Raw genomic sequence first — 14215 nt, 5'->3', positions numbered from 1 at the left:
CAGGAGATGGTATTCACGGTCCGAGGGCGCACCGTACTGGTCACGGGCGCGGGAAGGGGCATGGGCCGGCTCTACGCCGAGCGCGCCGTCCGGGAGGGTGCCGCCGCCGTCGTGCTGTGGGACGTGGACGGGCAGGCCCTCGAGGAGGCGGTCACGGGCCTCGCCTCCGAGGCGAGCGCGCTCCACAGCTACGTGGTGGACGTCGCCTCGGTGGAGTCCGTCCGGTCCGCTGCAGGCGCTGTCCTGGACGAGGTCGGCGTGCCGGACGTGCTGGTGAACAACGCGGGGATCGTGCGCGGCAAGTACTTCTGGGAGCACGACCACGACGCCGACATCGACCTCACCCTGCGCATCAACACGGGCGGCCCGATGCACGTCACGCGCGCCTTCCTCCCGGCCATGATGGAGCGGGGTGCCGACGCCCGGATCCTCAACGTGGCCTCGGCGTCGGGCACCCTGTCCGTCCCGAGGATGAGCGTGTACGCGGCGTCCAAGTGGGCCGTGATCGGCTGGAGCGACTCCCTGCGCCTCGAATTGAAGACCGCGAAGCAGCCGATCGCCGTGACCACCCTGATTCCCAGTTACATCAGCACCGGCATGTTCGAGGGTGCCCGCGGGCCCCTGCTGACACCGCTCATGGAGCCGGAGTACGTGGTGGACCGGGCGTGGCGCGGCATGCTCCGGGGGCGGGCGCGGGTCCAGCTTCCCTGGACCGTGCAGCTCGCCGGCACGCTCCGCGCCCTGCTGCCGCAACCCGTGTGGGACGTCGTCGCCGGACGCATCTTCGGGGTCTACAGCTCCATGGACCATTTCACCGGGCGCCAGGGCGGCGCCGCCTCCGAGACGAAGGACGGGCGATGAACGCCACAGCACTCCTGGACAGCCGACGTCGGTACTTCCGTACCGGCGCCACCCGACCCGCCGGCTGGCGGCGCGGTCAGCTCGAAGCTCTACGCCGCCTCCTCGTCGAACGTGAGGAGGACCTGACATCCGCGCTGGAGGAGGACCTCGGCAAGAGCCGCACGGAGGCATTCCTCTCGGAGATCGCGGTCGTGCGCGCCGAACTGGACTTCGCCCTGAAGCACCTCGAACGATGGATGGCCCCGGAGAGGATCCCGGTGCCGGACGGGCTGCGGCCGGCACGCGCGTGGACCCAGGCGCGACCGCTCGGGGTCGTGCTCATCATCGGCCCCTGGAACTACCCGATGCAGCTCGTACTGGCCCCGCTCGTGGGGGCGCTCGCGGCCGGCAACACGGCCGTCCTGAAGCCCAGCGAACTGGCCGCCTCGACGTCCCGGGTACTCGCCCGCCTCGTCCCGCAGTACCTCGACGCCGAGGCGGTGGCCGTCGTCGAAGGCGGCCCCGAGACGAGCACGGATCTGCTGGCGCAGCCGTTCGACCACGTCTTCTACACCGGTGGCGAACGCGTGGGGAAGATCGTGATGAAGGCGGCCGCCGAGCACCTCACGCCCGTGACGCTGGAGCTCGGCGGGAAGTCGCCGGCTGTCGTCGTGGGCGGCGACCTGCGGGTCGCCGCGCGACGGATCGCCTACGGCAAGTTCATGAACGCGGCCCAGACCTGCGTGGCCCCCGACTACGTCCTGACGACACCGGAGGCCGCTCCCGTCCTGGCGGACGCGCTCGCGGACGCCGTCCGCGAGTTCTACGGCAGTGACCCGAGGGCCTCCGCCGACTACGGGCGCATCATCAACGAACACCACTTCGACCGCCTCGTGGGGCTCCTGTCCGGCGGCACCGTCGTGTCCGGAGGGCGGCACGAGCGCGCCGAGCGCTACCTCGAACCGACCGTCCTGCGCGACGTGGACCCCGCGTCCGCGCTCATGCAGGAGGAGATCTTCGGCCCGCTGCTGCCCATCCTCGAGGTGCGGGACCTGGCCGAGGCGATCGGCTTCATCGGCGCGCGGCCGCACCCCCTGGCCGCCTACCTGTTCAGCGACCGCGACGAGGACCTGCGTGCCTTCACGGACGGTGTCCAGGCGGGCGGGCTGGCGCACAACGTCTGCACGATCCAGCTCGCGGTCCCCGGGCTGCCGTTCGGTGGCGTGGGCGCGAGCGGCACCGGCAGCTACCACGGCCGCCAGTCCTTCACGACGTTCAGCCACCTGCAGCCCGTGTTCTCCAAGCCCTCGGGGCTGGACACGCTGCGTCTCGCGTACCCGCCCTTCGGGCCTTTCAAGAGGAGGCTGCTGCGCAGACTCCTCTGAAGGGTCAGCTGATGACGCCGTCCACGAGGGCCTTCGCCTCGGCCTGCACCTGCTTCAGGTGCTCCTCGCCGCGGAACGATTCCGCGTAGATCTTGTAGACGTCCTCGGTGCCCGAGGGACGCGCTGCGAACCAGGCGTTCTCGGTGGTGACCTTGAGCCCTCCCACGGGCGCGCCGTTACCGGGGGCCTCCGTCAGCCGCGCGGTGATCTCCTCGCCCGCGAGGGTCGTCGCGGTGACGTCCGACGGCGAGAGCCTGCCCAGCGCCGCCTTCTGCTCGCGTGTGGCCGCGGCGTCGATCCGGGCGTAGACCGGGGCGCCGAAGCGCTCCGTCAGGCCGGCGTAGTGCTGCGACGGCGTCCGCCCGGTCACGGCGGTGATCTCGGAGGCCAGCAGCGCAAGGAGGAGGCCGTCCTTGTCGGTGCTCCAGGGCGTGCCGTCGAGGCGCAGGAAGGAGGCTCCGGCGGACTCCTCGCCGCCGAAGGCGAGCTCACCGCTGAGCAGGCCGGGCACGAACCACTTGAAGCCCACGGGGACCTCCTGCAGCACGCGGCCGAGGTCCGAGGCGACCCGGTCGATGATCGACGACGACACGAGGGTCTTGCCGATCACCGCGTCCGCCCGCCAGTTCGGGCGGTTCGCGTAGAGGTACTGGATGGCGACGGCGAGATAGTGGTTCGGGTTCATCAGGCCGGCGTCGGGGGTGACGATGCCGTGGCGGTCAGCGTCGGCGTCGTTGCCCGTCGCGATGTCGAACTCCTTGGCCCGTCCGATCAGCGACGCCATGGCGGACGGGGACGAGCAGTCCATGCGGATCTTCTCGTCCCAGTCCAGCGTCATGAAGGCCCACTGCGGGTCGACGGTCGGGTTCACCACCGTGAGGTTCAGGTTGTGGCGCTCGCCGATGGCACCCCAGTAGTCCACCGAGGCGCCGCCCATGGGGTCGGCGCCGATGTGCACGCCCGCGGCCCGGATGGCGTCGAGGTTCAGCACGGACGGGAGGTCGTCGACGTAGTGCTGCAGGAAGTCGTAGCTGCTGATGCCGGCCGATGGGCGGGCCTGCGCGATCGGCAGGCGCCTGACCTCGCGCAGGCCGCCCTCGAGGAGTTCGTTGGCGCGGTCCGCGATCCAGTTCGTGGCATCCGAATCGGCGGGTCCGCCGTGCGGGGGGTTGTACTTGAAGCCGCCGTCGCCCGGCGGATTGTGCGAGGGCGTGATGACGATGCCGTCGGCCCGGTCCGTGCGCGTCGCGTTGTAGGTGAGGATGGCGTGCGAGACGGCGGGAGTGGGGGTGTAGGCGCCGCGCGCGTCGATCAGGACGCTGACGCTGTTGGCCGCCAGCACCTCGAGGGCCGTGTTCTGCGCCGGCTCGGAGAGGGCGTGCGTGTCCTTGCCCATGAACAGCGGGCCGGTGATGCCCTGCCCGGCGCGGTACTCGACGATCGCCTGCGTGATCGCCGCGATGTGTCCCTCGTTGAAGGAGGACTTGAGCGACGACCCGCGGTGCCCGGAGGTCCCGAAGGCCACACGCTGTGCGGGGTCGCCCAGGTCGGGTTCGACGTCGAAGTACGCGTCGAGGAGTTTGGTCACGTCGACGAGGTCGCTGGGGAGGGCTACGGTGCCCGCTCGGTTAGCCATGGCCCCAGCATGCCAAAGAACGCCCGTGATTACACCAGCCGGTTGCCCGCCCTCCGGTCATCAGTAAGCTGAGTATCAGCACCCAGCCAGGGGCAGACGGATCACGGGAAGGCACCACCATGAGCGAGAATCCCAGCGACACCCCCACCGGCGACCCCGAGGAGCAGGGCTCGCAGGACGCCGGCAAGCTCGAGGAGCAGGACGCCGGCGGCTACGGCGGACCCGGCACGGAGGACGAGATCGCTCCCGACTTCGAGGTGGACAACGACGGCGGATCGAACGACGGCGGATCGGGCGACTGACAGGACCTGGCGGGCTCCCGCGGGGACAGCGGCTCCTGCCGGTCAACGGCTAGGGTGAGGGCGTGACCACGCCCACGCCCCTCCGCCCGCTCCGGATCGTCCTCTCACCGGACTCCTTCAAGGGCAGCCTCCCCGCAGCGGAGGCTGCCCTCGCCATGTCCGCGGGCGTGACGGCCGCTGCCGCGCGCCTCGGCCATCCCGCCCCCGACGTCGTCCTGGCCCCGCTCGCGGACGGTGGGGAGGGGACGCTGGACGCGCTTCTCGCGGCCTGGTCGGTGGCACCGCGGACCACGGCATGCCATGACGCCGCAGGCAGGACGCGGACCGCGCGCTACGGCATCTCCGCGCCGGACACCGCGTCCGGCCTCCCGGTCCGGGGCGTTCTCGAGGCTGCGGAGGCCAACGGTCTGCCCCTCGTGACCGACCGTCCCCTCGGTGCCCTTACCGCCACCAGCTACGGCGTCGGCGAGATCGCCGCCCGCCTCCTCGATGACGGCGCGGAGGAGATCCTCCTGTGCATCGGCGGATCCGCCACCACCGACGGCGGGACCGGCCTGCTCTCCGCGCTGGGCGCCCGCTTCCTCGACGCCGACGGCGAACCCCTGCCGCCGGGTGGAGGCGCCCTCACAGCCCTGGCGTCCATCGACACGGGCGCCCTGCACCCCCGCGCCCGCAGCGTGCGCTGGCGCATCGCGGTCGACGTCGACAACCCGTTGTGCGGGCCGCGCGGCGCCGCCGCAGTCTTCGGTCCGCAGAAGGGCGCGGCGCCGGACGACGTCGTCGTGCTGGATGCCGGTCTGGCGCACCTGGCGCGGATCGTGGAGGACGCCACGGGCACGTCGATGCTCGGGGTGCCCGGTGCGGGCGCCGCGGGCGGGCTGCCGGCGGTGCTCGTCCCGTTCCTCGGCGCGGAGATCGTGCTGGGGTCCGCGCTCGTCGCGGACGCCGTCGGGCTTGCCGGCGCCCTCGTCGGCGCGGACCTCGTGCTCACAGGGGAGGGGTCCCTCGACGCGCAGTCGCTCGGCGGCAAGGTGGTGCAGGCCGTGGTCGGTGCCGCGCCCGAGGGGTGCGCCGTCGTCGCGATCGCCGGACGCGTGCAGCTCACGGCGGCGGAGGTGCAGGACGCAGGTCTGGCGGCGGCGTTCTCCCTCGCGGCCGGCCCCGCGGCGCTCGAGGAGCTCATGCGGGGGGCGGGAACGCTGATGGAGGAGGCCGCCGGGCAGGTCTACGGCGTCTTCGGTGCGGGCCGTCTGGGCTAGACCGAGATCTCGCGCTTGAGAATCTTCCCGGTGGGACCCTTGGGCAGGGCGTCGACGAGCACCACGCGGCGCGGGTACTTGTAGGCGGCGACGCGCTCCCTGGCGAAGCCGACGATCTCGGCGCCGAGCGCCTCACGGGCGGCGTCGTCGGCCGGTGCGTGCTCGGCCTTGATGCCGATGACCGCCACGATCTCCTCGCCGTGCAGGTCGTCCGGGACGCCGATCACGGCGGCCTCGGCCACCGCCGGGTGCTCGTAGAGCACCTCCTCGACCTCGCGGGGGTAGACGTTGTAGCCGCCGCGGAGGATGACGTCCTTCTTGCGGTCGACGATGAAGATGAGGCCGTCCTCGTCGATCCGGGCCAGATCGCCCGTGCGGAACCAGCCGTCGGGGATCGCGGCGGTCGTCGCGTCCTCGTTCTGCCAGTACCCCTTCATGACGCAGTGCCCCCGGACGGCGAGCTCTCCGACCTCGCCCTGCGGGACCTCGGTGCCCTCCGGGTCCAGCATCCGCACCTCGACGCCGTCAACCGGCGTGCCGATGGAGCCGGGCTTGCGCAGGTGACCCACCCGGTTGAAGCTGACGATCGGGGAGGTCTCCGACAGCCCGTACCCCTCCAGGAGGTCCGCGCCGAAGACCCGCTCGAACTCGTGCAGTACCTCGACCGGCAGCGCCGAGCCGCCGGAGACGGCGACGCGGACGGAGGACAGATCCGTCTCCGTCACGGATCCGTGGCGGAGCATCGCGATGTACATCGTGGGGACGCCCTCGAAGATCGTGACGCGATCGCGGGCGATGATCTCCAGTGCCTTGCCGGGCTCGAAGCGCGGCAGCAGTGTGACGGTGGCGCCGGTGAGGACGGCCGCGTTGAGCGCACAGGTCTGCCCGAAGATGTGGAAGAACGGCAGGCCGCCGAAGAGCACCTCACCCTCCGCGGTGCCCATCAGGTCCCGGGAGATCTCCGTGTTGCGGGACAGGTTGGCGTGCGAGAGCGTGGCGCCCTTGGGTCGGCCGGTAGTGCCGGAGGTGTACAGCACGACGGCGGTGTCCTCGCCGTCCAGCTCGACGACGCCGGGCATGGGCTCCGCGCCGGACACGCGCTGCATGAACGTGGTGCTGTCGACGGCGATGACGGTCACGGTGTCGCCGGTCGCGGCGCCGGACTCCTCGGCCCCTGCCTGCGCCTCGGCGAGGACGCCCTCCCAGGCGAAGACGAGCCGCGCACCCGAGTCGGTCAGGTGGTACGCCACCTCGCGGCCCTTGAGCAGCGGATTCAGGGGCACCACGACCGCACCGGCCCGGAGCACGCCGTAGTAGACGAAGGCCATCTGGGGGATGTTCGGCAGGATCAGGGCCACCCGGTCGCCCCGCTGCACGCCCTGCTCGGCGAGGAGTGTCGCGACCTTCTGGCTGAGCACCTCCAGCGCCCCGAAGGTGACCTCCACGTCGTCGAGCTTGATGGCCACGGCCGAGGGGCTCCTCGTCGCGGTGGCCACGAGGTTGTTGGCGAGGTTCGGCACGCGATCTCCTTCGATCTCCGGTACGGCTGCAGCAGCGTCCGGTACAGATGTTACCGGTGGGTAGAAGTCTGTTGGATCAGGGGCGTACACGCAACAGGACCCGCCCGGTGGTACCGGACGGGTCCTGCGGTCTGACGGGTGGGCCGGCGCTACCGGACGCCGCTCATGCCCTTCCGGATGGCCGGGGCACCCACGAGCAGCGCGCCGCCGAGGACGATCGCGGTGACCCCGCTGAACGCGAAGTACGGTACCTCGTTCTGCTCGGAGTAGAAGCCCGCGAGGAGCCCGGACACCGTGGTGCCGAGTGAGATGGACAGGAAGAACAGGGCCAGCATCTGGGTGCGGAAGGCCTCCGGTGCCAGCTTGGTGGTCACTGACAGGCCGATCGGCGAGATGAAGAGCTCGGCCCAGGTGAAGAGCAGCAGGATCGCTGCCAGGCCGATCAGCGGCGTGCTGTTGGGTCCGCCACCGGCGAAGGGGATGAACGCGAGGAACGCGAGGCCCATCACGATCAGCCCGAAGGAGAACTTCACGGGTGACGACGGCTGACGGCTGCCGAGGCGCGTCCAGAGGGCCGCGAAGACGCCGGCGAAGAGGATGATGAAGATCGGGTTGATGGACTGCACCATGCCCGGGGGCATCTCCCAGCCGAGGATGTCCCGGTCCAGCCGGCTCTCGGAGTACAGCGCGACGACGGTGAACTGCTGCTGGAACAGGGACCAGAACGCCGCGCTGGCGACGAACAGGGGCATGAAGGAGTAGACGCGGCGCCGCTCGACGGCCGTGACCTTGCTGCTCGTGAGGATCACCGCGAAGTAGGCGATGGTCGCCGCGATCGCGGTGTAGGCCATGACGTCGGCCAGGTTCCCGGCGTCGAGAAGACCGGTGGCCAGGGCCGCGCCGATGATCACGACGGCGACGACGGCGATGATGGCCCAGCGCGGGTAGGAGGCGCGGGGGAGGGGGTTCTCGATCTCGTGCGCGGCGGCCGGCAGGTTCTTGCGGGTGGCCGCGTACTGGATGAGCCCGGCGGCCATGCCGATCGCAGCCAGGCCGAAGCCCACGTGGAAGCCGTAGATGTCCCAGGCGAGGTTGGTGAGCAGCGGACCCACGAGGGCGCCGATGTTGATCCCCATGTAGAAGATGGAGAAACCGGCGTCGCGGCGGTCGTCACCGGGAGCGTACAGGGTGCCGACGAGCGAGGAGGCGTTGGCCTTCAGCCCGCCGGAGCCGAAGCCCACGAGGACGAGACCGATCGCGAGGCCTACCACGCCGGGGAGCAGGGCCAGGGCGATGTGCCCGCACATGATGATGATCGCCGAGTAGAACAGCACACGCTCGGACCCGAGGACGCGGTCCGCGAGCCAGGCGCCGACAATGGTCGAGAGGTACACGCCGCCGCCGTAGGCTCCGACGAGCCCGGCCGCCGTGATCTGGTCGAACGCGAGGCCGCCCTCGGCCAGGGAGTAGGTCATGTAGTACAGCAGCAGCGCCTGCATGCCGTAGAACGAGAACCGCTCCCACAGTTCCACGCTGAAGAGGTTCGCCAGCATCCGCGGGTGACCGAAGAACGTTTTCCCGCCCGTGGCGGGGGTCTGCTTGGTTGTACTCACTCACTCCATGGTGCCACCGGGCACAGGGGGTGTAAATTCGGCAGCGCCCTGCCGGAGGGCCTCGATCTGTGCGGTCACGGCGAGTAGCTGCGCCTCCTCCCCGGGGCGTCCGATGAGCTGCACGCTCATCGAAAGGCCGTCGGGCAGGCGCAGCGTGGGGACGGTCACGGCCGGCAGGCCGCACACGTTGACCATCGACGTGTAGGGCGAGTACCGGCACTGCCGGCGGTAGTCGGTGTCGCCGTCGGCGTCGGTGTACCAGCCGATGGGGCGGGGCGTCATGGCCACCGCCGGGGTCAGGACCATGTCGTAGCGGGAATACTGCTCGATGCTGTCCTGCTCGAACCGCCGCAGCACCTCGACGGCGCCGACGAGGTCCGCGGCGGACCGGCCCAGGGCACGACGGCGCAGCACGCGCGTGATGTCCGTCAGCCGGTCCTCGCGGTCGTCCGGGATGGGCGCCGCGGCCAGTCCGGCGGTCCAGACGAGCTGGAAGGCGTCGTGGTACCGGTGGTCGTAGGTCAGGTCCGCCGCGACGACGTCGTGCCCGGCCTGCTGCAGCAGCTGGATCCCGGCGTGGAACGCGTCCGTCGCGGCGGCGTCCAGGGTGATGTCCATCGCGGCGGAGAAGGGCGAGGCGGTGCTCACGCCGATCCGGAAGCGGCCCTCGGCGCGCAGCGCGGCCTCCGTGAAGGACCCCGGGTAGCGGGACGCGGCACTCGTGGGCCGGTAGTTCGGCTCCCGCACCAGGGCGTCGAGGAGCAGTCCGGCGTCCACGGCGGACCGGGCCAGGGGACCGGCGACGACGAACTGCCCGAGATCCGCCTGCCCCGAGCCCGAGGGCACGCGGCCGCGGTTCGGCTTGAGGCCCACCAGCCCGGTCGCGGCCGCGGGGATCCGGATGGAACCGCCGCCGTCGGTGCCGGGCGCGAACGGGATCATCCCCGCAGCGACCGCCGCCGCACTGCCGCCGGAGGATCCGGCCGGGCTGAGGCGGTGGTCCAGGGGGTTGCGGGCCGGCGGTGCCAGGAGGTTCTCGCTGTAGCAGCTCAGCCCGAACTCGGGGACCTGCGTCTTGCCGAGGCTGATGGCTCCGGCGCGTCGGAGCACCGCCGCCAGGGGTGCGTCCTTCTCGGCGACGGCGTGCTCGAGCGCGACGGTGCCGAGCGTCGTCCGCACACCGGCCACATCCGTGAGGTCCTTGTGCGCCAGAGGCAGGCCGTGCAGCGGTCCGAGCGCAGCACCGGAGCTGCGCAGGCCGTCCGCGTGGTCGGCGGCCCGGATGGCGTCGTCGTGCGTGACGGTGACGAAGGCCCCGAGCTCCGGGTTCAGGGCGTCGATCCGACGGAGGAAGTGCTCCGTGGCCTCGCGGGCGCTGACGGCCCCGCGCGCCAGGGCGTCCCGGAGGGTGAGTGCGGAGAGGTCGTGCAGTTCGCTCATGGGGCTCCAGTCGGCAGCGGGCCGTCGCGGGCCATCCCGCCCGAAGGCCCTGACGAGACAACCCTGACGAGACAACAAGGACAACTATAGGAGCGTCGGTCACCCGGCCGGACGGGCGTGGTGATGGCGGTGCCGCGTCCGGCCGTGAAAGGGTAGGTGCATGAGCGAACCCCAGAACGTACCGGTGACCGCCGTACCCGGCGACGCCCGGATCCTCGATGTGCGCGAGGACTACGAGTGGGAGGCGGGTCACGTGGACGGGGCCCTGCACATCCCCCTCGATCAGTTGCCCGCCCGGCTCGACGAACTGGACCCCGACGAGGACCTGCACGTCATCTGCCGCGTCGGGGGGCGCTCCCGGCGCGCGGCGGACTGGCTCGAGGCCAACGGCTACACCGCCATCAACGTCAGCGGCGGGATGGGCGCGTGGCTCGAGGCCGGCAAGCCCATGGTGTCCGAGGCGGGGAGCGAGCCCACGGTCCTGTGACCGGCCCGTCCAGTTCCGACGTGTTCTCCGATGCCTCCTCCTACGCCTACCTGGGCCCGGAGGGCACCTTCACGGAAGCGGCCCTGCTGCAGGTGCCGGGCGCCGGATCGGCCCGCCGTGTCCCGGCGTCGACCGTGGGCGCGGCGCTCGACGCCGTCCGGACGGGAACGGTCGATGCCGCGATGGTACCGATCGAGAACTCGGTGGAGGGTGGCGTGAGCGCCACGCTCGACGCCATCGCCGTGGGCGATCCGCTGCGGATCCTCCGCGAGGAACTCGTGCCCATCACGTTCGTGCTCGCGGCCCGGCCCGGGGCCTCCCTGGGCACGGTCCGCCGCATCGCCACCCACGGCCACGCCTGGGCGCAATGCCGCACCTGGGTCGATACGCATGTACCGGGCGCGGAATACTTCCCTGCGTCCTCGACCGCGGCAGCCGCCTACGGCCTCGTGGGCGGGCCCGGCGGTGGAGCAGCCCAGGGCGATTCGCCGGGCCCCGGCGGGTACGACGCGGCAATCTGCTCCCCGCTCGTGGCCGAACGCCTCGGCCTCGCGGTCCTCGCGGCGGACATCGGGGACGTCACAGACGCCGTCACACGGTTCATCCTCGTCGGCCGGCCGGATGCGCTTCCGCCGCGCACCGGCTCGGACAAGACCACCCTCGTGATCCCCCTGCCCGAGGACCGCCCCGGCGCCCTGATGCAGATCCTGGACCAGTTCGCCGCGCGGGGCGTCAACCTCAGCCGTATCGAGTCGCGGCCCACGGGCCAGTTCCTCGGCGACTACTTCTTCAGCGTGGACGCCGACGGCCATGTGGAGGACGCCCGCATCGCCGACGCCCTCAAGGGGCTGCACCGCATCAGCCCAGGGCTCCGGTTCCTCGGGTCGTACCCGCGTGCGGACCGCCGCTCGCCCGCCGTCGAACGTCACACCTCCGACGGCGCCTTCGGTGCCGCGGACACCTGGCTCGCCACCATCCTCCGCCCCGCGCCGGACGCCGCACCGCCGGGAGCCGAAGCACAGTAGGCTTACTATCGAAGGTCCTCCTCCGATCGAAGGCTGGTTCCACGATGGCTCGACTGCGCCGCAGTAACACGCGTCGGCCCGGCATCACCCGACGCCGCCACGGCAAGGGCTTCAGCTACCGCGCCCCGAACGGTGAACTGCTGCAGGACCGCGACGAGATCACGCGCATCAGGGACCTCGTGGTCCCGCCGGCATGGAAGGACGTGTGGATCGCCCCGTACCCCAACGGGCACGTCCAGGCCATCGGCACGGACGACGCCGGACGGCGCCAGTACATGTACCACCCCGCCTGGCGTGAGCAGAAGGACCGCGAGAAGTTCGACCGCGCACTGGATTTCGGCGCCAAGCTCCCGAGTGCACGCCGCGCCATCACGCAGCACCTGCGCAACGACGGCCTCTCGCGGGAACGGGCGTTCGCCGCGGCCCTGCGGATCGTGGACTCCGGCGCCCTCAGGATCGGGTCCGCGCAGTACGCGGAGGCCAACGGGTCCTTCGGTGTGACCACCCTCCTCGTGGAGCACTGCAGCATCGATGGGCACACGATCGCCTTCGACTTCCCCGGTAAGAGCGGGCAGCACTGGGACACCGTCCTCGAGGACGAGGACCTCGCAGACGCGCTCCGCCCCATGATGGAACGCGAGGACGCCGACACGGTGCTCGCGTACCAGAGCGACGACGGCAAGTGGCACCACGTGGACGGATCGCAGCTCAACGAGTTCCTCCGCCAGGTCACCGGCGGCCCGTTCACGGCCAAGGACTTCAGGACGTGGCAGGCGACCGTCGTGGCTGCGATGGCCCTCGCCAAGGAGGACATCAAGGCCACGAGCCGCACGGCCCGCCAGAAGGCCGTCACGGCCACCATGAAGGCCGTGGCCGACCACCTCGGGAACACTCCCGCCGTGGCCCGGAGTTCCTATGTGGACCCGCGGCTGGTCGACCGTTTCATGAGCGGCGAGGTCATCCCCATCACCACCTATTCGGCCTCCGAGAAGGCCGTGCAGGAACTCCTGCGCGACTGAACCCGGCGCATTTCCAACCATCCCGTTCGTCAGTACGCTGGCAGCGGGCGCCCCACGAGGAGCGCATCCTTCGACGAAAGGCAGAATCATGACCGAGAAGGCTCATGGAGGACACATCGTCAACCCCGACGAGGGCGACGCCAACCGCAACGAGGGCGACGGCTCGACGTCGGATCCGAACTGGCGCGGCGACCTGGGCGACCAGGGCAACGACGTCCGTTTCGCGGAGGAGCAGACCCTGATCGAGGAGCAGGCCGGGCGCGCCGACCGCGACACGACCGAGGACGTGGACGCCGCCGAGGAGGGCAGCTACACGAGCGCCGAGCCCGCAGGCGATGCCGGCGGGTACACCTCCGCGGAGGACCCGGCCCAGGAGGGCGAGTACACGGACGTGGACCGGCCCCTCATCGATGAGCCGGAAGGCCAGGGCGGGTACACCGACACGGACCGCTAGGACCGCTAGGACCGCTGGGATCCTCCCTCAGGGATCCTCCGGTCACGGACAGGACGGACCGCGCGCTTGGGACGGCGCGGGACGCCCGACCGGAAGGCCGGTACCACCGATGGTCCGGGCGCCGAGGCAGGCACCCGGACCATCAGTGCGTCCGGATCCACGCGGGCCGTCATCGACGTGATCGACCCGGACGGGTCGCCGTCGAGCTGGGTTGCGATCGGGTCACCGGACCACACCGAGATCTCGCGTGCCCGGTAGTAGCTGATGACGGGGATGCCGCCGCGGTGCCGCAGGAGGATCTTCGCCGCCATCCACGTCCAGCCGAGGAGGCTGCGCGGACTGAGCACCACCACGTCCAGGAAGGCGTCGTCGATCACCGCGTCCGGCACGAAGTCGACGCCCGCCGGCAGTTTCCCGCAGTTCGCCACGAGCAGGCTACGGACCTTCCGGCTCTGCGGCGGCTGTCCGTCGAGGCTGATGGAGATACGGCGCCGCCGGCCCGGCAGATGCCGGACGCCGGCCTCGCTGTAGGCGAGCCACCCGAACCTGTCCTTCAGGTCCTGCTTCGCGTCGGTCATCACGCTCGCGTCGAAGCCCACGCCGCCCATCACGAGGAACGGGTGCTCCGAGGAGGCCCCCGTCCGGTCGTTGCGCAGGCTGATCCGCGCCATGTCGATCCGCCGCTCATGATCGTGCAGGGCGACCCGCAGGCACCCGGCGATGTCGTTGTACGGCAGGCCGAGATTCCGTACGAGCAGGTTCCCGGTGCCGAGCGGCAGCAGGCCGAGGGCCGCCGGCTGGTGGGCGAGGGCCTGCGCCACGGCGCGCACCGTGCCGTCGCCGCCGGCCGCGAGGACGACGTCGGCCCCGGCCCGGAGCGCCTCCTCTGCCTGGCCCGTCCCCGGGTCCTCGATGGTGGTCTCGAGCACGAGGGGGGCCTCCCACCCCGCCTCGGAGCAGGCCTGCTCCACGAGGGCGCGCGTCGGGCCCGCCTGCAGCTTCGACGGGTTGAGCACGAGCGCGACACGCTGCGGCCCCGGCGGCACCGGCACCGGCGGGTACACGGAGGCGGTGGGTGTGCGGGTCTGCTGCAGCCGCCGGACGGACCAGTAGCTCTGGACGGATGCGACGGCGGCGGAGGCCGCCGCGGTCCCGGCGAGCAGTTTGCGGCGCATGGTCACCCACAATAGCGGCACGGCACCGCCGTGCCGGCGGGCCCGCGGGCTTGGGTAGTC

The 14215-nt window shown here is 71.3% G+C and carries 13 protein-coding genes; 8 read left to right on the top strand and 5 right to left on the bottom strand.

Annotated features, from left to right (window positions below; translation table 11 throughout):
- Positions 1-6 precede the first annotated feature (6 nt).
- Positions 7-861: an SDR family NAD(P)-dependent oxidoreductase gene (locus AC4D2O_RS02285; protein ID WP_490904972.1), complete on the top strand. Its 855-nt coding sequence runs from the start codon at positions 7-9 to the stop codon at positions 859-861.
- Positions 858-2225 (top strand): aldehyde dehydrogenase family protein, encoded by a 1368-nt coding sequence (locus AC4D2O_RS02280; RefSeq protein WP_490904971.1) that lies wholly within the window; start codon positions 858-860, stop codon positions 2223-2225. Before AC4D2O_RS02285 ends, AC4D2O_RS02280 begins: the two co-directional genes overlap by 4 nt.
- A gap of 4 nt (positions 2226-2229) precedes the next feature.
- Here the strand turns inward: AC4D2O_RS02280 and pgm are convergent, their stop codons facing one another.
- Positions 2230-3861 carry a phosphoglucomutase (alpha-D-glucose-1,6-bisphosphate-dependent) gene (pgm, locus tag AC4D2O_RS02275; protein WP_490904970.1) on the bottom strand — a complete coding sequence of 544 codons (1632 nt, stop codon included), beginning with the start codon at positions 3859-3861 and terminating at the stop codon, positions 2230-2232.
- A 119-nt stretch (positions 3862-3980) separates the two neighbouring features.
- Here pgm and AC4D2O_RS02270 point away from each other — a divergent pair, with 119 nt between their 5' ends.
- Together AC4D2O_RS02270 and AC4D2O_RS02265 are read left to right on the top strand one after the other, a co-directional pair.
- On the top strand, positions 3981-4163 hold the full coding sequence (locus AC4D2O_RS02270; RefSeq protein ID WP_490904969.1) for a hypothetical protein: 183 nt from the start codon (positions 3981-3983) through the stop codon (positions 4161-4163).
- Positions 4164-4225: 62 nt separating this feature from the next.
- Entirely contained in the window at positions 4226-5422 is a 1197-nt protein-coding gene (locus tag AC4D2O_RS02265; RefSeq protein WP_490904968.1) for a glycerate kinase, read from the top strand.
- Here AC4D2O_RS02265 and AC4D2O_RS02260 read toward each other — a convergent pair.
- The 3 genes from AC4D2O_RS02260 to AC4D2O_RS02250 all read right to left on the bottom strand — a co-directional run bounded on the left by AC4D2O_RS02260 (position 5419) and on the right by AC4D2O_RS02250 (position 9995).
- Complete coding sequence (locus AC4D2O_RS02260; RefSeq protein ID WP_490904967.1) at positions 5419-6942, bottom strand: long-chain-fatty-acid--CoA ligase; 1524 nt, start codon at positions 6940-6942, stop codon at positions 5419-5421. The genes AC4D2O_RS02265 and AC4D2O_RS02260 overlap by 4 nt on opposite strands.
- Positions 6943-7091: 149 nt before the next feature.
- Positions 7092-8555, bottom strand: coding sequence for a peptide MFS transporter (locus tag AC4D2O_RS02255; protein ID WP_490904966.1), 1464 nt, complete (start codon positions 8553-8555; stop codon positions 7092-7094).
- On the bottom strand, positions 8556-9995 hold the full coding sequence (locus AC4D2O_RS02250; protein WP_490904965.1) for an amidase: 1440 nt from the start codon (positions 9993-9995) through the stop codon (positions 8556-8558).
- A 160-nt stretch (positions 9996-10155) separates the two neighbouring features.
- Here AC4D2O_RS02250 and AC4D2O_RS02245 point away from each other — a divergent pair, with 160 nt between their 5' ends.
- The 4 genes from AC4D2O_RS02245 to AC4D2O_RS02230 all read left to right on the top strand — a co-directional run bounded on the left by AC4D2O_RS02245 (position 10156) and on the right by AC4D2O_RS02230 (position 12980).
- Complete coding sequence (locus tag AC4D2O_RS02245) at positions 10156-10482, top strand: rhodanese-like domain-containing protein (protein ID WP_490904964.1); 327 nt, start codon at positions 10156-10158, stop codon at positions 10480-10482.
- Positions 10483-10502: 20 nt separating this feature from the next.
- Positions 10503-11507 (top strand): prephenate dehydratase, encoded by a 1005-nt coding sequence (gene pheA, locus AC4D2O_RS02240; protein WP_490904963.1) that lies wholly within the window; start codon positions 10503-10505, stop codon positions 11505-11507.
- 44 nt (positions 11508-11551) lie between these two features.
- Positions 11552-12526, top strand: coding sequence for a DNA topoisomerase IB (locus AC4D2O_RS02235; RefSeq protein ID WP_490904962.1), 975 nt, complete (start codon positions 11552-11554; stop codon positions 12524-12526).
- An 88-nt stretch (positions 12527-12614) separates the two neighbouring features.
- Positions 12615-12980 carry a hypothetical protein gene (locus tag AC4D2O_RS02230; RefSeq protein ID WP_490904961.1) on the top strand — a complete coding sequence of 122 codons (366 nt, stop codon included), beginning with the start codon at positions 12615-12617 and terminating at the stop codon, positions 12978-12980.
- A 5-nt stretch (positions 12981-12985) separates the two neighbouring features.
- On the opposite strand, the gene AC4D2O_RS02225 is transcribed toward AC4D2O_RS02230, so the two are convergent.
- Positions 12986-14155, bottom strand: coding sequence for a diacylglycerol/lipid kinase family protein (locus AC4D2O_RS02225; RefSeq protein WP_490904960.1), 1170 nt, complete (start codon positions 14153-14155; stop codon positions 12986-12988).
- Positions 14156-14215: the final 60 nt, after the last annotated feature.

The organism is Arthrobacter sp. TJ-238, assembly GCF_058269215.1.
Note: the sequence above shows the minus strand (reverse complement) of the source record. Positions and strands in the feature narration are given on the sequence as shown.